This is a genomic window from Streptomyces hirsutus, from assembly GCF_001418415.1.
GTDB lineage: Bacteria > Actinomycetota > Actinomycetes > Streptomycetales > Streptomycetaceae > Streptomyces > Streptomyces hirsutus.
Window position 1 is genome coordinate 18,350 of record NZ_LIQT01000067.1, and the last position, 16,485, is coordinate 34,834.

Consider the following 16,485-nt stretch of genomic DNA (forward strand, 5'->3'; position numbering starts at 1 on the left):
AAGGCCACCTGTCTGCGATCGGGGTGCGTCGGAGTCTCCGCGGGCTTCGTCCGCAGCCGGTCGGCGGGCCTCGGTGACCCCCTGGCCGGCGCGACCGTGCGCTGGTCAAGCCTTGCGGCCGCCTCGACCGCCGAGATCCGTTGACAAATCATCAAGCGCCGGGACAGACTCGGCCACCTGTTGACGAAACAACAAGTGGCCGCTGCGGTCGCTGAGGAAGGGTGGAGACGGATGGCGGTGGTGGATCAGCGACCGACGGCCGCACGATGCCCCGTGACCAGTGGTTTCAGGCCGTTCGACCACGACGGCACCTACGAGTTCTTCTCGATGGCCCGTCGCGAGGCGCCGGTGTTCTACAACGAGGAGACCGACTACTGGGTCGTCACGAAACGGGAGGACGTCCTCTCGGTGTTCAAGGACCCCGAGCGGTTCTCCGCCTCGAACGTCCTGGACTCGCTGGAGGGTTACCCCGAGGAACTGACCCGGTTCCTCACCGACAACGGATTCACCGTCGAACCGGTGCAGTCCAACACGGACCGGCCCCGGCACACCCGGATCCGGCAGAGCGCCGGCCAGTTCCTCAACCCCAGGCGCTATCGCGAGTACGAGCCGCGGATCCGCGCGCTGGTGCGGGAGTACGTGAACGGCCTGCGCGGCAAGGACGAGGCCGACATCGTCGCCGAACTGACCCACGAGATGCCCGCGCGGGTGGTGTTCATGCTCCTCGGTGTCGACGACGTGGACCCTCTGATGATCAAGCGGTGGGCGCTCAACCGCGCCACGATGATCTGGGGCAAGCCGACCCGGCAGGAAATGATCGACGCCGGCCACGAGCTGAACGACTTCTTCCACTTCTGCAAGGAGATCGTCGAGGACCGCAAGTGGGCACCGCGCGACGACTACCCCAGCAAACTGCTGGAACTTCGCGGGGGCGACGACTCGGTACTGACGGAGAACGAGATCGTCTGTCTGGTGTTCGCGCTGCTGCTGGCCGGTCACGAGGCCGTGACCAACGGTCTGACCATCAGCATCCTCACGCTGCTGGAGAACCGCGGGACCTGGGAGGAACTGGTCGCGGATCCGGCACTGATCCCGCGTGCGATCGAAGAAGTCCTCCGGCACAGCACCCCGGTCATGACCTGGCGGCGCAGGGCCCTCGAGGACGTCGAGCTCAGCGGCGTGACCATCCCCGCGGGAGGCAAGGTCCTGCTGAGCCTGGCCTCGGCGAACCACGACGAGGGCCAGTACGAACGGCCGTCGGACTTCGACATCCACCGCCCCGACGCACGAGGCCACCTGTCCTTCGGATACGGCATCCACGTGTGCATGGGCGCCCCCCTGGCACGCATCGAAATGAAGATCGTGCTGGAAGAACTCATCAACGCCTTCCCCGGCATGGAGCTGGTGAAGGGACAACGACCCGCATGGACGAAGACGATGGCCCACCGCGGTCCGCAGAGTCTGCTGGTCCGGCTTGGAGGTTCTGACCATGGCTGAGGTGACCTGGATCACCGCCGGCGGCGAGCGCATCACCGCTGAGGTCGGCGACGGCGTCAACCTGATGGAGGCGGCCGTGGCCAACCGCGTGCCCGGCATCGTCGGTGAATGCGGTGGCGGGATGATGTGCGCCACCTGCCACGTCTACGTCGAGTCCGACCACCGGACCGGCGAGCCCGGCCCGATCGAGGCCGACCTGCTGGACTTCGCCGATGCTCCTCGACGCGACGGCAGTCGTCTGAGCTGTCAGATCTCCGCCCGGCCCGAGCTTGACGGAATCACCGTCGAAGTACCGCCGGCCTGGTGACGCCGCGCCATGACACACGGAACCGCGATCATCGGCGCCGGGCAGGCCGGCCACACCACGGCCATGCACCTGCGCGCCGCGGGCTATGACGCGCCGATCACCCTGATCGGCGCCGAAGCCGCCGTCCCCTACCAGCGCCCACCCTTGTCCAAGCGCTACCTGCTGCGAGAGATCGGGCAGGAGCACCTCACGCTGGGCACACCCGCCGGCCGCACGAAGCCCGAGGTCGACCTGCGCACCGGCGAACGGGTGGCCCGGATCGACGTCGCCCAGCAGGTCGTGGTCCGGGCGGACGGCAGCACTCTTCGCTACGACAACCTGGTCCTGGCGACGGGTGCGCGGGCCCGACGACTGCCCGACTCGCTGGTCGACGGAGTTCAGGGCGTGCACGTGTTGCGCACACTCGCCGACGCCGACGCCCTGTCCGGGGCACTCGACGAGGCGAAGTCGGTACTCGTTCTCGGTGGCGGTTTCATCGGTCTCGAGTTCGCCTCGGTGGCGGCCCGCCTCGGACGTCACGTCACCGTGGTCGAGCGTGACCGGCTGCTCCAGCGAGTCGTCAGCGAGCAGGCCGCCGACCATCTCCGGTCGGAGCACCTGCGCAACGGGGTCGAGATCCTGGAAGGCCGCGAACTGCGGTCGCTGGACGGTGGGAACGGCCGCGTGGTCGCCGGCGTGCTCACCGACGGGACACGGATCGACGCCGATCTCGTCCTGATGGGGATCGGCGCCGAACCGGAGGCCGAACTCGCCGCTCAGGCCGGCATCACGGTCGACGACGGCATCACCGTCGACGAACTCGGCCGGACCAGCGCCCCGTCGGTGTACGCGGTGGGTGACTGCGCCAACTTCGCCTGGCAGGGCGGCAGACTCCGCCTGGAGTCGGTCCAGAACGCGGAATACATGGCAAGGGCGGCGGCGGCCCACATCGCAGGCCGCGCGGTGCCCCCGCGGCCGGCGCCTTGGTTCTGGTCGGACCAGTACGACGTCCGACTGCAGATCGTCGGCCTGACCGGCGACGGCGACCGCGTCATCAAGAGAACCGCGGAGGACGGTGGGGGCTTCTCGCTGTGGCACTACCGCGGGGACGACCTGAGAGCCGTCGAGGCGCTGAACGACCCCGGCGCCTTCCTGACAGCCAGAAGGCTGCTGGACCGCGGCATGAGTCCCCCGCGTCACCACCTGGCGGACGAGAGCCTCAGCGTCCGTGACATCGCCGCACAAGCATTGGGGAAGGCAACCTCATGATCGAATCGTTCGATCCGCCGTTGGCGGATTCCAACTCCAGCGTCAGTACCCTGCGCGTGCCGTTGGCAGCACCGGTCCACCTGGACAAGGAGTGGTTCCACCACCTGCCGGGCCCTGCCTTCGGGCAGTTGAAGCTCGGAGCATTCGACAACGACCTCACGGTGCAGGGCGTCTCGGAGCCCATCGGCACCCGAGTCGTCGTTCACGGAACCGTCACCGACAGCGGCGGCATCCCGGTCAAGAACGCCCTGGTCGAGATCTGGCAGGCCAACGCCGCCGGTGGCTATCGCGACTCGATGGACGTGTCGGGCTTTCCGCTCGACGCCAACTTCCACGGCGCGGGCCGTTGCCTGACGGACAACCGGGGCCGCTATCGCTTCCTGACGATCCGTCCGGGGCCGTACCCAGCCATGTTCAAGGACGGTGCACGTGCTTGGCGGGCGTCCCACATCCACTTCTCCGTGCTGGGTGCCGGCTGTTCCAGCCGACTTGTCACGCAGATGTACTTCGAAGGCGACCCGCTGATCCGCATGGACCGCATGATCAACGCCGTTCCGGACCGGCGAGGCCAGGAACGCTTGATCGCCATGCTCGACGAGGAGAACTCCATCGCGGAGTCGTTCGGCCCCCAGCGCACTCTGGCCACCGTCGACGGCAGCGGCGCGGTCATTCCCCCACCTGAGCGGACCGACCCCGGCGCCCTGCTGACCAGGAACCCCTCGGCGCTGGCGTACCGGTTCGACATCGTGCTTCGTGGCTCGGCCGCGACTCCGTTCGAGTGAGGGATGGTCATGATTCTCACCCCCGCACAGACCTGCGGTCCCCTGTTCGGCTTTGCCATGACCCCGCCGGGCATCACCCAGACCGTCGCCGAGGACGATCCGAGTGCCGTCGTGATCGAGGGCATGGTTCTCGACGGTCAAGGGGACCATGTCGGCTACGGCGCGTTCCTCGAGCTCTGGAGCCAGGAGCAGGCATGCCGGGTCCGCACCCTCGAGGGCCGATTCCGTGCCGTCGTGAGGAAGCCGGAACCGGTGACGCTGCCCGACGGCAACCAGTTGGCGCCGCACCTGGGCATCTTCCTCTTCACGCGCGGCCTGGCAGGGCCGCTGGCGACGAAGGTGTACTTCCCCGACGAGGAACAGGCCAACCGGTCCGACGCGATCCTGCGGCAGGTCCCCGAGGCCAGGCGGCCCCTCCTGATCGCGCGGCCGACCGACGTCGAGCGGCACCTGCAGTACGACATCAGGCTGCAGGGCGAGCGCGAGTCCGTCTTCTTCTCCATCGACTAGAGCACGAACGAGGCTGAACCATGGAAGACAACCTCATTGTCGAGCGCCTGGGCCATGTGCTGGTGCTCACCCTCAACCGTCCCCGCAAGCTCAATGCCATGGACAGCGCGCTCTACGAGCGCCTGATCGAAGAGCTCCGGGGAGCCGACCAGGACGACGAGATCCGTGCGGTGGTCGTCCGCGGGGCGGGGACGTCCTTCTGCACGGGCGCCGATACCGGTGAGTTCGCCGAGCTCACGCCCGACAACACCGAACGCGTCGAGTACCGCGCCGGACTCACCTACGGTCTGCACAAGACCATTCCCGAGATATCCAAGCCGGTGATCGCCGCCATTCATGGATACGCCGTCGGCGGTGGCTGCGGGCTGGCTCTGGCCTGCGACATCACCATCGCGTCGGCCAACGTCCGCATGGGTTACCCCGAGATCAAGCACGGTCTTGTCGCAGCGGTGGTGATGGCCAACCTGACCAAGCAGCTCGGCCGCAAGGCGGGTTTCGAGCTGGTGGCCAGTGGGCGCCTGGTCCATGCCGACGAAGCCGAGCGGATGGGGATGGTCACGCGAGTCGTCCCGGAGGGCGAGGAGTTCACTGAGGCGATGAAGATCGCCGAGACCCTGGCGGGACAGGTGCCCATGTCGCTCCAGGCCACCAAGCGGCTGTTCCACGCGGTCGCGGATCTCCCACTGGCCGAGGGCCTCGTGCGGGGCCGTGAGGCGAACGAGGAGATGCGTGAGTACCGTGCCCAGGCGCTGAAGGAGTTCGGCGCCTCCGTCAAGGCCACTCAGGCCGGCTGAGGAAGCTGATGATGGAGCAGTCGAGCACCGGGCCCACGGGGCCCGCCGCACACGTCGTCGAGGACACGCTCCGGGTGAGCGACCTCGACTTCCAACGCCATATGGGCAACACGGCGTTCACCGCCCTCCTCGCCAATGCGCGATACGCGTTCCTGACCGAGCAGGTGAGGCCGGCGGTGGGGTTCGAGCCGATCATCGCGCTGGTCCGGCTCGAGGTGGATTTCAAGGGTCAGGTCCACTACCCCGCGACGCTCACCACCGAGACCCGCCTCGACCGAGTCGGCCGCAGTTCGCTGGCACTCGCGCAGCGCATGCTGGTGGGCACGCGGCTGGTCGCGACGTCCCGAGCGGTCTTCGTGCTGACCGACCGTTCCAGCGGTGAGGCCACGCCCTGGCCGGAGGAGATCCGCGCGTTGGCCACAACCTCCGAACGCGAAGCGAGTCACCCATGAGCGGCGGCGCGGTGGACTCCGCCGCCTTTCGGCAGGCCCTCGGGCATCACCCCACGGGGGTGGCCCTGATATCCAGTACCCACGCGGACGGGGAGCCCGTCGGGTTGATCGTGGGCACGTTCACCTCCGTGTCCCTCGACCCACCCCTTGTCGGCTTCCTGCCCACGCGGGACTCCGCGAGCTTCGCCGCGATCAGGAAATCGGGGCGCTTCACCGTCAACATCCTCGCCCACGACCAGGAACACCTCTGCAGGGCATTGTCCCGACCCGCGGACAAGAGGTTCGAGGGACTGGAGTGGTCGCCGTCCAGCAACGGGTCGCCGGTTCTCCCGGACGTGGTGTGCAGCATCGACTGCAGCCTCGAGGCCTGTACCCCGGCAGGAGACCACTACTTCGTGACCGGCTTGGTCGAGAGCCTGGAGATTCATCGTCCGGTCGCCCCGCTGTTGTTCTTCCAGGGTGGTTTCGGCGGCTTCGTCCCGGGATCCTTCGTCGCGCCGAGTGATGCGATCGTGGCCGAGAGCGTGCAGACCGTGCAGTACATCCGCGACGGCATGCAGCGTCTTGCGCATGCGGCCCACGGGGAGGTGACTGCTTACGCCAAGGTCACCGACCATGCCGTGGCCGTGGCGACGGTCGCCGGCCCGGATGTGCCGACGTCCACGATCCTCGGTTCGAAGTGGCCGCTCACGCCTCCTTTCGGCGAGGTGTTCCTGATCGGCGCTCCCGAAGCGGAGATCGAGCAGTGGATGAACAGGGCAAGGACCGCGGGCGAGGAGTTGCTGCGCATATCGCAGGAGCGTCTGGACCATGCGCACAAACACGGCTGGGCCGGGTCCTACGCCGGGGACACAAGAGACACGCTGCTCTTTCCCGCATTGACCGAGTACGGCGTGGACGGAGTCACGCCGGCGAAGCAACGCGAGATCCAGGCGATGCTCCAGGCCGCGGGGGAGGATCTCCGGCCGGTGGACCTCGAGCCGGAGAAGCAGTACGAGGGCGCAAGCCTGGTGGCCCCCATCCGCAACAGACACGGACGATGCGAACTCATGCTCCGGCTGTGTCAGATTCCGCCGGTCTCCGGAGCCCGGATCGAGGTCCTGGCCGACGAACTGTGTCGCCTCACCCGAGAAGCCGAGAAGTCCGCACCTCAGGTCTGAGCTTGTCGTCCCACCTGAGCGGTTCAGCTGACCCGCTGATCTCGGCTCCTTCCCCGTAGCCCCGCACGCGACGGGGGCCACCCGGCGTGGGTGAGCCCCCGTGCGCGCCCGTGTGCGTCCGGCGCGGGTCAGATCTTGCCGAAGCCGTAGTTCATGATCTTCTTGGCGTCCGTCTCGCGCTGGGCGGAGCCGGTCGAGGCGAGGACCGTGCCGATGACGGTCTTGCCGTTCTTCGTCGCGGCGAAGACCAGGCAGTACTTGGCCTCCGGGCCCGAACCGGTCTTCACGCCGGTCGTGCCGCTGTAGCTGCTGAGCAGACCGTTGGTGTTGGTCCACGGTGCCATCGTGCGGGTGCTGCCCGTCTTGGTGACGGTCTTCGCCGTGTACGTCTTCGCCTTGACGATCGCGCGGAAGTTGGCGTTCTTCATCGCGCTGCTGGCGATCTTCGTCAGATCACGCGGCGTGGAGTAGTTCTTGCCCTTGCCGATGCCGTCGAACGAGTCGAAGTTGGTGTTCGTCAGGCCCAGCTTCTTCGCGTCGGCGTTCATCTTGCCGATGAAGGACTTCACGCGGGCGGCCCGCGTCGAGCCCGTACCGAACTTGTCGGCCAGCGCGTACGCCGCGTCGCAGCCGGACGGCAGCATCAGCCCGTACAACAGCTGGCGCACGGTGACCTTGTCGCCCACGATCAGCCGCGCGGACGACGCGTTGTTCGCCACGATGTAGTCGCTGTAGGCCATCTGGATCGTGACCTTGGCGTCCAGGTTCAGGTTCTTCTGCGCGAGCACGACCTTCGCGGTCATGATCTTCGTCGTGGAACCGGTCGAGCGGCGGGTGTCCGCGGCCTTGGTGTAGAGGGACTTGCCGTTCACGTCGTTCATCACGAAGCCGCCCTTGGCGGCGATCGTGGGTGCGGCGGCGGCCTGCGCGGGCGCCGCGTAGAGGGCGCCGGAGGCCAGCATGGCGCCGGTGGTCACGGCGACACCGACGGCTCTGCGGACCCGGATGCCCTGAATGCCGATATTCAAGTGAGGTACCCCGATTACGTTGAATGCCCCATTGCTGCGGCCGACTTGAGGCGCGACCGAGAGCGGCCGCACGAGTCTGACGCATAGATGGCGCGGATGGTTGTGCGCCGGGGTGAGGTGATTTTCCGGTCCGTGCGGCAAGGGCGGTGCGACAGGGCGGTGCGGCAGAGCGGTGCGACAGGGCGGTGCGGCAAGGGTGGTGCGGCAGAGCGGCGCGGGCGGTCCGGATGATGGACGGATGCATCCACGCACACGTGTTGTATCTATCCTGTCGGCATGAGTCCGGCTCCCGTGAAGCAACCCCCCGCCGCCGAACGCGTCTACATCCACGTCAAGCAGGGTGTCCTCGAGCGCCGTTACGAGGGCGGCACGCTGCTGACCGAGGGGGAGCTGGCCGACGCCGCCGGGGTCTCGCGCACACCGGTGCGTGAGGCGCTGCTGCGGCTGGAGGCCGAGGGCCTGATCCGGCTCTACCCGAAGAAGGGCGCCCTCGTCCTGCCCGTCTCCGCGCAGGAGATCGCCGACGTCGTCGAGACCCGGCTGCTCGTCGAGGAGCACGCGGTGCGCAAGGCCGTCCCCGCGCCCCCCGGGCTCATCGAGCGCCTGGAGGCGCTGCTCGCCCGGCAGAAGGAGCAGGCCGCCGCCGGTGACTTGGCCGCCGTGTCCGTCACCGACCGCTGTTTCCACGCGGAGATCGTCCGCAGCGGCGGCAACGAGATCCTCTCCCGCCTCTACGACCAGCTCCGCGACCGGCAGTTGCGGATGGGAGTCGCCGTCATGCACTCGCACCCCGACCGCATCGCGAAGACCCTCTCCGAGCACCAGGAGATCCTCGATGCGCTGCGCTCGGGCGACCCGGAGGCGGCCGCCGGGGTCGTCAACCGGCACGTCGGCTGGTTCTCCCACTTGGCCCGGGGAGAGGTGCGATGAGCGGCGGGAGCGCCCTGCCCGGGGATCCTCCGGGCGGGCGGCGGGCCCTGATGGTGTGGGGGATCGGTGTCTCGGTCTACTTCGTCGCCGTCATCTTCCGTACGTCCCTGGGGGTGGCCGGCCTCGACGCGGCCGACCGCTTCGGGGTCAACGCCTCCGCCCTGTCCACCTTCTCCATCCTCCAGCTGCTGGTCTACGCGGGCATGCAGATACCCGTCGGCCTGCTCGTCGACCGGCTCGGCACCAAGAAGGTGCTGGGCATCGGCGTCGTGCTGTTCACGGTCGGACAGCTCGGCTTCGCCCTCTCCCCGTCGTACGGCATGGCGCTCGCCTCCCGTGCCCTGCTCGGCTGCGGGGACGCCATGACGTTCATCAGCGTGCTGCGGCTGGGCAGCCGGTGGTTCCCGGCCCGGCGCGGGCCGCTGATCGGGCAGCTCGCCGGGCTGGCCGGCATGGCGGGCAACCTCGTCTCCACCCTGGTCCTGGCCCGGCTGCTGCACGGCATCGGCTGGACGGCGGCCTTCGCGGGCAGCGCGCTCGCCGGCGTCGTGGTGTTCGTCCTGCTCCTGCTGTTCCTGAAGGACCATCCCGAGGGCCACGAGCCGGCCCCCGTCCCGCACCAGGGCGCCGCCTACGTGCGCCGGCAGATCGCCGCCTCCTGGCGCGAACCGGGGACCCGGCTCGGCATGTGGGTGCACTTCACCACGCAGTTCCCGGCGATGGTGTTCCTGCTGCTGTGGGGCATGCCGTTCCTCGTCGAGGCGCAGGGGCTGTCCCGGGCCACCGCCGGTGAGCTGCTCACCCTCGTGGTGCTGTCCAACATGGTCTTCGGTCTCGTCTACGGTCAGCTGATCGCCCGGCAGCACGGCGCGCGGCTGCCGCTGGTCCTCGGGACCGTCGGGGTGACGGCCCTGCTGTGGGCGGTCACGCTGGCCTACCCGGGCGAGACGGCGCCGATGTGGCTGCTGGTGGTGCTGTGCACGGTGCTGGGTGCCTGCGGTCCGGCCTCGATGATCGGCTTCGACTTCTCCCGTCCGGTGAACCCGCCGGAGCGGCAGGGCACGGCGTCCGGCATCACCAACATGGGCGGCTTCATCGCGTCCATGACCACCCTGTTCGCCGTCGGCGTGCTCCTGGACGCCACCGGCGGGGACTACGGCGTCGCCTTCGCGGCCGTCTTCGTCCTCCAGGCTTTCGGGCTCACCCAGATCCTGCGGCTGCGCGGGCAGGCGGCGCGCAGGGAGCGGGAACGGCTGGTCGCCAGCCGGGTGGAGAGCGTGCACGTGCCGGTGTAGGGGCGTGGGCGGGCGCCGGGGCCCGGGAGGTCGCCGTACAGGGCCGTCCCGGAGCCCCGGTGCCCCGCTCCCGTCGGTTCTACCGCGTCACCGCGAAGTGCCGCAGGATCGCCGCCGCCAGGTCCGGGTCGCCCTCCGTCTTCACCCGGTCCGACACCGCTTCCGGCGTCACCCGGCCGCACGCCAGGCGGACGTACGTCTCCCAGTCGAGGCCGAGCGTGACGGCCGGGCCGAGCGCCGGGGCGGTCTCCAGCGTGCCGCGGCCCTGGATGTCGACGCGGATGGTGCGCAGGAACTCCACGGGCCCGTGGACGTCGATCACCACGGCCGAGCTGCGCGGTGCCTCCGCCTTCTCGGCGACCACCCGCGGCAGCTCCGCGAGCAGCACGTCGCGGGCGACGTGCGCGCCGGGGGAGTCGAGGTTGCCGGGGCGGCCGAGGGCCGCGCGCAGGTCCTGCTCGTGCACCCACATGTCGCACGCGTGCCGGCGCATGGACTCCTCCAGCGTGAGCTCCGAGCCGAGCGGGCCGCGCACCGTCCTGCCGGGCTCACGCGCATCGTTCCGCAGCTGGCGGTTGCGGCGGATGATCGTGTACTCCAGCTCGGAGGTCATCTCCGGCGCCGTGTGGTGGCGCCGCACGTCGACCTGTATCTCCATGTAGCGCTGCTGGTCGTTGGTGACGTGGAACAGGTCGCGCGGGAGGGTGTGGATCGGGCGCGGGTCGCCCAGCATCTCGCAGTCCAGACCGATGACGTGGGAGACCACATCGCGGACCGACCACCCCGGGCACGGCGTCCGCCGGTTCCAGTCGGCCTCCACGAGCGGCTGCACCAGCTCGGATATCGCCTCGACGGAATGGTTCCAGGCGTCGGCGTAGGGCTGGAGGGTGGGATGCAGACTCACGGAACGGGACCCCTCGGCGGTCGGTACACGGGCAGGTTGTGGCGGCGGTGCCAGTGGGCGGTGGCTGCGCTCGGCGGGCGTCTCGGGACTCCCCCGGTTCTCGGCTACGCTCGAACCGGGAGGGCCCCCAAGTTACGCTGCTGTGAGGCACCCCGGCAGTGCTTTCGTGTGACGATCGTAGGCCGTGCCGACGAGTCGAATGCCAGGACGGTGGTATTGTGCGCGCTTCGTTGCTCCAAGTCGACGTGAACGAGGGCGAATCGGTCGAATCCCGTCGGCGCAGGGTGGCCGCTCTGGTACGGGAACAGGCCGGGGCGGACCTCGTCGTCCTGCCGGAGCTGTGGACGACCGGTGCGTTCGCCTACGAGGACTTCGCGCGCGAGGCGGAACCCCTCCACGGGCCGACCCTCGAGGCGATGGCCGCGGCCGCGCGCGACGCGGGCGTGTGGCTGCACGCGGGCTCCGTCCCGGAGCGGGCCGCCGCCGACGACGGCTCCGCCGGGGGCGACGGGCCGCTCTACAACACCTCGCTCGTCCTCTCCCCCGCCGGAGACCTGGCCGCCGTCTACCGCAAGATCCACCGCTTCGGCTTCGACCAGGGCGAGGCCGTCCTGATGAGCGCGGGCGACGCGCTGGTGACGGTGCCGCTGCCGCACACCACGCTCGGTGTCGCGACCTGCTACGACCTCCGCTTCCCCGAGCTCTTCCGCGGTCTCGTCGACGCCGGTGCCGAGACGCTGGTCGTCTCGTCGGGCTGGCCGGACCGGCGGCGGTCCCACTGGACGCTCCTGGCGCAGGCGCGGGCCGTGGAGAACCAGGCGTACGTCCTCGCGTGCGGAACGGCCGGGACCCACGCCGGAGTTCCGCAGGCGGGTCACTCGATCGTGGTCGATCCGTGGGGGGAGGTCCTGGCGGAGGCCGGCTCGGGGGAGCAGGTCCTCACGGTGGACTTCGACCCGGCGAAGGTGGCGAAGACCCGCGAGCAGTTCCCGGCCCTCAAGGACCGCGTCCTCGGCCTGGACCGCCCGCACCGCTGAGCCTCCGCCCCGAGGAACGGACCCGGGGCGGGCTCCGGAGCGGGACCCTGGAGAGGGCCCCGGGAGGCCCTAGCCCTCCCGCTCCTTCTCCGCCAGGTGGATCACGCACACCGCCACCGCGATCAGCAGCGCCGGGTCCGCGTCGTCCCGTACGACGTCGACGCCGTACGTCTCCCGGATGTGCCGCCAGCGCCGCGAGATCACGGCGAGCAGTTCGCCGTCGTACTCCACGGCGAACTCGCGGTCGAGGATCTTCCCGCTGACGTCCAGTTCGGTGCCGTCGGCCAGAGTGACCCGGTAGTGGTTGCGCAGCAGGGACAGCCGCTTGCGCCGGATCGCCGCCAGCGCCTCGCCGTCCCGCTCGATCACCATGGTGTCGCGCAGGGCGAACATCTTCTTGCGGATGTCGATGAGTACACGGCCCCGGACGTCCTTCAGTTCGAAGGTGTCCCGCAGCCGCATGGCCTTGCCGTCGACGAGGAAGACCTTGTTGCCCTGGTCGTCCTCGATCCAGTAGTCGTCACCGATTCCGAGGAGCCGGTCGCGTACGAGGAATCTCATGCCCTCACGGGTGCCCCGCCGCCCGCCTCCCGACGCCGTCACTAGGCCGATTGTCGGCATACGGCGTACCCGGCACCTGTGGTGTACATGGCGCACGTGGTGTACCCGGCGCAGGCGGGGTACATGGCACGCCCACGGCGTACGCGCACCGGTGACGTTCGATCAGACCCCGTACCCGTCGCTGTAGCCGTCACGGCTGCGCGGGCGGGTGTCGTCGATGACGGGCGTGGTCGGCGGGACGACGACGCGCCTGCGCCGGGCGATGCTGCTGAAGGTCGCCACGCCGATCAGTCCGACGATCATGAAGATGACGCCGACCAGGTTCAGGTTGACTCCCTGCATGTCCCAGTCGGTCGCGAAGGTGAGGATCGCCCCTACGGCGATCAGGATGATGCACCCTCCGAGTCCCATGAGTGCCGCCTCCCTGTATCCGGTTCTCCCGGTTCTTCCCCGGTCCTTCCGGTTGCCTCCAGGTACCCGGGCAGTCATCGCTCATGCGTCGGGGGCGGGCGCCCCTACCCCTCCAGGAACGCCGTCAGCGCGTTCGCCAGGAGGAACGGGTCCTTCGCACCGCACAGTTCGCGCGCGCTGTGCATCGACAGGATGGCCACGCCGATGTCGACGGTCCTGATGCCGTGCCGGGCCGCGGTGATCGGGCCGATCGTGGTGCCGCACGGCATGGAGTTGTTGGAGACGAACGACTGGAAGGGCACGCCCGCCTTCTCGCAGGCCGCCGCGAACACGGACCGGCCCGAACCGTCCGTCGCGTAGCGGTTGTTGACGTTGACCTTGAGGATCGGGCCGCCGTCGACGCGCGGGTGGTGCGTCGGGTCGTGCCGCTCCGCGTAGTTGGGGTGGACGGCGTGACCGGTGTCCGAGGAGAGGCAGACGGTGCCGGCGAAGGCACGCGCCCGGTCCTCGTACGAGCCGCCGCGGGCGAACACCGAGCGCTCCAGCACGCCGCCGAGCAGCGGCCCGTCCGCACCGGTGTCGGACTGGGAGCCGTTCTCCTCGTGGTCGAAGGCGGCCAGGACGGGGATGTAGGACAGCCCGGCCCCGGCCGCGGCGACCGCCGTCAGCGCGGCCGTACCGGCGTGCACGGACAGCAGGTTGTCCATGCGCGGACCCGCCAGCAGCTCCTTGTCGCGGCCCAGGTACGCCGGCGGCTCCACGGAGTGCACCATCAGGTCCCAGCCGGTGACCTCGCCGGACGGGACCCCGGCGGTGTCCTCCAGGAAGGCGATGAGGTCGCCGTCGCGCACGTCCTCGCCCAGGCCCCAGACCGGCTGCATGTGGCGCTGCTTGTCGAGCTTGAGGCCGTCGGCGTTCACCGAGCGGTCCAGGTGGATGGCGAGCTGCGGGACGCGCAGCAGCGGCCGGTCGACGTTCACCAGCCGGGTCGAACCGTCCCGCAGGGACAGCCGGCCGGCCAGGCCGAGGTCGCGGTCGAGCCAGGAGTTGAGCAGCGGCCCGCCGTAGATCTCCACGGCCACCTGGCGCCAGCCCTGCGTCCCGCTGTCGGGCCGCGGCTTCACCCGCAGGTTGGGGGAGTCGGTGTGGGCGCCGACGATTCGGAACGGCGTGTGGGGCGCGGTGCCCTCGGGGACGTACCAGGCGATGATCGCGCCGCCGCGCAGGACGTACTTGCCGCCGCCGCCCGCGGCGGGAGCCGCCGATGTCCCGGCGTCCCAGGCGTCCGTCTCCATGACCTGGCGGAAGCCCGCCTTCTCCAGCCGCTCGGCGACGTTCGCCACCGCGTGGTACGGCGTGGGGGAGGCGGCGAGGAAGGTCATGAGGTCGTCGGTGTGGCCGCGGTCGAAGGTGAGGGGGGCGCGCTCAGCGCTCCGTGGAGGGGAGGCGGCGGGAGACGGGCGGACGGGTTCGCTCATGGGTTCACCTTAACGAGGACGAGGGCCCGCTTCCCTGGCGCGGAAGCGGGCCCTCGTACGGGTTCGGACGGACTCGGAGAGGAACGGACTCGAGGAGCGGACGGGACCGGGCGATTCCGTCCGCTCGTGCGCGATCTGCGCCGGGAGGCCTAGAAGGCCGCCTCGTCCAGCTCCATCAGGTCCAGCTCGACGCCCTCGGCGACCTTGCGGGCCAGGGTGACCCCGGGCAGGACGTTGGACGCGAAGAACTTCGCCGCGGCGATCTTGCCGGTGTAGAAGGGGACGTCCTTGGCGGAGGCCGTCTGGAGCTTCTCGGCGGCGACCGCGGCACCCCGCAGGAGCAGGTGGCCGACGATCACGTCACCGGAGGCCATCAGCAGGCGGGTGGTGTTCAGGCCCACCTTGTAGATGTTCTTGACGTCCTGCTCGGTGGCCGCGAGGTCGGTGAGCATCAGGCCGACGATGGCCTCCAGCTCGACGGCGGCCTTGGCCAGGTGCTCGCGGGCGCCCGCCAGCTCCTCGCCGCCGGTGCCGAGGGCGAGGAACTGCTTGATGTCCTCGGCGATCGAGTTCAGGGCCGCGCCCTGGTTGCGGACGATCTTCCGGAAGAAGTAGTCCTGCCCCTGGATCGCGGTGGTGCCCTCGTACAGGGTGTCGATCTTGGAGTCGCGGATGTACTGCTCGATCGGGTATTCCTGCAGGAAGCCGGAGCCGCCGAACGTCTGCAGCGACTGGGCGAGCTGCTCGTAGCCCTTCTCGGAGCCGTAGCCCTTGACGATGGGCAGGAGCAGGTCGTTGAGCGCGTGGTCGACCGAGGTGTCCTCGCCCGCGGCCGTCTTGACCGCGATCGTGTCCTGCACCGAGGCGGTGTGCAGGACGAGCGCGCGCATGCCCTCCGCGTACGCCTTCTGCGTCATCAGCGAGCGGCGCACGTCGGGGTGGTGGGTGATGGTGACCTTGGGCGCGGACTTGTCCATGAAGTTCGCGAGGTCCGGTCCCTGGACGCGCTCCTTGGCGTACTCCAGCGCGTTGAGGTAGCCGGTGGAGAGGGTGGAGATCGCCTTCGTGCCGACCATCATGCGGGCGAACTCGATGATGCGGAACATCTGGCGGATGCCGTCGTGCTTGTCGCCGATCAGCCAGCCCTTGGCGGGGTGCCGGTCGCCGAAGGTCATCTCGCAGGTGTTGGAGGCCTTCAGGCCCATCTTGTGCTCGACGTTCGTGGCGTAGACGCCGTTGCGCTCGCCCAGCTCGCCGGTCTCGAAGTCGAAGAGGTACTTCGGGACGAGGAAGAGGGACAGGCCCTTGGTGCCGGGTCCGGCGCCCTCGGGACGCGCGAGCACGTAGTGGAGGATGTTCTCCGACATGTCGTGCTCACCCGAGGTGATGAACCGCTTCACGCCCTCGATGTGCCAGGAGCCGTCCTCCTGCTGCACGGCCTTGGTGCGGCCGGCGCCCACGTCCGAGCCGGCGTCCGGCTCGGTGAGGACCATGGTGGAGCCCCACTGCTTCTCGACGGCGATCTGGGCGATCTTCTTCTGCGTGTCGTTGCCCTCGTCGTGCAGGACCCCGGCGAAGGCGGGACCGGACGAGTACATCCACACGGCCGGGTTGGCGCCCAGGATCAGCTCGGCGTACGCCCAGATCAGCGTCGGGGGCGCCGTCGTGCCGCCGACGGCCTCGGGCACGCCGAGCCGCCAGTACTCGGAGTCCATGAAGGCCTGGTAGCTCTTCTTGAAGGACGCGGGAACCGGCGCGGTGTTGGTCTCCGGGTCGAAGACCGGGGGGTTGCGGTCGGCGTCGGTGAAGGACTCGGCCAGCTCGTTCTCCGAGAGGCGGGTCAGCTCCTCGAGGACGCTCTTCGCGGTGTCGACGTCCATCTCTTCGAACGGCCCGGTGCCGTACAGCTTGTCGCGCCCGAGGACCTCGAACAGGTTGAACTCGATGTCGCGGAGGTTGGACTTGTAGTGCCCCATGGTGACGGCTCCCGGTCCGTAGAGAGATCGGCGAGGCACTTGATTCCTCGCACAGGTTTGCATTCCAACAAGTGGCTACGATGATGCTACCCGCCAGTAATAAGAAGCAAGCCCG

The 16,485-nt window shown here is 69.3% G+C and carries 17 protein-coding genes; 11 read left to right on the forward strand and 6 right to left on the reverse strand.

All coding sequences use genetic code 11. From position 1 onward, the window contains the following. Window positions 1-273 precede the first annotated feature (273 nt). The 8 genes from AOK11_RS05990 (at window position 274) to AOK11_RS06025 (ending at window position 6,750) form a co-directional block, all read left to right on the forward strand. The gene (locus AOK11_RS05990; RefSeq protein ID WP_157869288.1) at window positions 274-1,497 is read left to right on the forward strand and encodes a cytochrome P450; all 1,224 of its coding nucleotides are present in this window, start codon (window positions 274-276) and stop codon (window positions 1,495-1,497) included. Further along, a complete protein-coding gene (locus AOK11_RS05995; RefSeq protein ID WP_055592580.1) occupies window positions 1,490-1,804 on the forward strand; it encodes a 2Fe-2S iron-sulfur cluster-binding protein in 315 nt (104 codons plus the stop codon). Before AOK11_RS05990 ends, AOK11_RS05995 begins: the two co-directional genes overlap by 8 nt. Window positions 1,805-1,813: 9 nt before the next feature. Beyond that, window positions 1,814-3,052: an NAD(P)/FAD-dependent oxidoreductase gene (locus tag AOK11_RS06000; protein ID WP_055592581.1), complete on the forward strand. Its 1,239-nt coding sequence runs from the start codon at window positions 1,814-1,816 to the stop codon at window positions 3,050-3,052. Further along, window positions 3,049-3,834 (forward strand): dioxygenase family protein, encoded by a 786-nt coding sequence (locus AOK11_RS06005; protein WP_055592582.1) that lies wholly within the window; start codon window positions 3,049-3,051, stop codon window positions 3,832-3,834. The genes AOK11_RS06000 and AOK11_RS06005 overlap by 4 nt, the downstream gene beginning before the upstream one ends. A 9-nt stretch (window positions 3,835-3,843) precedes the next feature. Further along, window positions 3,844-4,344: a peptidase associated/transthyretin-like domain-containing protein gene (locus AOK11_RS06010; protein WP_157869289.1), complete on the forward strand. Its 501-nt coding sequence runs from the start codon at window positions 3,844-3,846 to the stop codon at window positions 4,342-4,344. Between the two features lie 20 nt (window positions 4,345-4,364). Continuing rightward, complete coding sequence (locus AOK11_RS06015; protein WP_055592584.1) at window positions 4,365-5,138, forward strand: enoyl-CoA hydratase/isomerase family protein; 774 nt, start codon at window positions 4,365-4,367, stop codon at window positions 5,136-5,138. A 74-nt stretch (window positions 5,139-5,212) separates the two neighbouring features. Next, entirely contained in the window at window positions 5,213-5,590 is a 378-nt protein-coding gene (locus AOK11_RS06020; protein ID WP_157869290.1) for an acyl-CoA thioesterase, read from the forward strand. Further along, the gene (locus tag AOK11_RS06025; protein ID WP_079034665.1) at window positions 5,587-6,750 is read left to right on the forward strand and encodes a flavin reductase family protein; all 1,164 of its coding nucleotides are present in this window, start codon (window positions 5,587-5,589) and stop codon (window positions 6,748-6,750) included. Before AOK11_RS06020 ends, AOK11_RS06025 begins: the two co-directional genes overlap by 4 nt. 128 nt (window positions 6,751-6,878) lie before the next feature. Here the strand turns inward: AOK11_RS06025 and AOK11_RS06030 are convergent, their stop codons facing one another. Then, complete coding sequence (locus tag AOK11_RS06030) at window positions 6,879-7,778, reverse strand: D-alanyl-D-alanine carboxypeptidase family protein (protein ID WP_055592587.1); 900 nt, start codon at window positions 7,776-7,778, stop codon at window positions 6,879-6,881. Between the two features lie 276 nt (window positions 7,779-8,054). On the opposite strand from AOK11_RS06030, the gene AOK11_RS06035 reads away from it, so the two are divergent. Continuing rightward, window positions 8,055-8,708, forward strand: coding sequence for a GntR family transcriptional regulator (locus AOK11_RS06035; protein WP_055592588.1), 654 nt, complete (start codon window positions 8,055-8,057; stop codon window positions 8,706-8,708). Beyond that, entirely contained in the window at window positions 8,705-10,003 is a 1,299-nt protein-coding gene (locus AOK11_RS06040; protein ID WP_055592589.1) for an MFS transporter, read from the forward strand. Before AOK11_RS06035 ends, AOK11_RS06040 begins: the two co-directional genes overlap by 4 nt. A 79-nt stretch (window positions 10,004-10,082) precedes the next feature. On the opposite strand, the gene AOK11_RS06045 is transcribed toward AOK11_RS06040, so the two are convergent. After that, on the reverse strand, window positions 10,083-10,907 hold the full coding sequence (locus tag AOK11_RS06045) for a maleylpyruvate isomerase family mycothiol-dependent enzyme (RefSeq protein WP_055592590.1): 825 nt from the start codon (window positions 10,905-10,907) through the stop codon (window positions 10,083-10,085). Between the two features lie 218 nt (window positions 10,908-11,125). Between AOK11_RS06045 and AOK11_RS06050 the strand changes: the two genes are divergently transcribed. Next, on the forward strand, window positions 11,126-11,944 hold the full coding sequence (locus tag AOK11_RS06050) for a carbon-nitrogen family hydrolase (RefSeq protein WP_055592591.1): 819 nt from the start codon (window positions 11,126-11,128) through the stop codon (window positions 11,942-11,944). Window positions 11,945-12,013: 69 nt separating this feature from the next. Here the strand turns inward: AOK11_RS06050 and AOK11_RS06055 are convergent, their stop codons facing one another. From AOK11_RS06055 to AOK11_RS06070, 4 genes are all read right to left on the reverse strand, one after another. Beyond that, the gene (locus AOK11_RS06055) at window positions 12,014-12,505 is read right to left on the reverse strand and encodes an LURP-one-related/scramblase family protein (RefSeq protein WP_055592592.1); all 492 of its coding nucleotides are present in this window, start codon (window positions 12,503-12,505) and stop codon (window positions 12,014-12,016) included. Window positions 12,506-12,667: 162 nt separating this feature from the next. Beyond that, window positions 12,668-12,916 carry a DUF6458 family protein gene (locus tag AOK11_RS06060; RefSeq protein WP_055592593.1) on the reverse strand — a complete coding sequence of 83 codons (249 nt, stop codon included), beginning with the start codon at window positions 12,914-12,916 and terminating at the stop codon, window positions 12,668-12,670. Window positions 12,917-13,020: 104 nt separating this feature from the next. Next, complete coding sequence (locus AOK11_RS06065) at window positions 13,021-14,394, reverse strand: M18 family aminopeptidase (protein ID WP_079034666.1); 1,374 nt, start codon at window positions 14,392-14,394, stop codon at window positions 13,021-13,023. Between the two features lie 149 nt (window positions 14,395-14,543). Then, entirely contained in the window at window positions 14,544-16,370 is a 1,827-nt protein-coding gene (locus AOK11_RS06070; protein WP_055592594.1) for an acyl-CoA dehydrogenase, read from the reverse strand. Window positions 16,371-16,485: the final 115 nt, after the last annotated feature.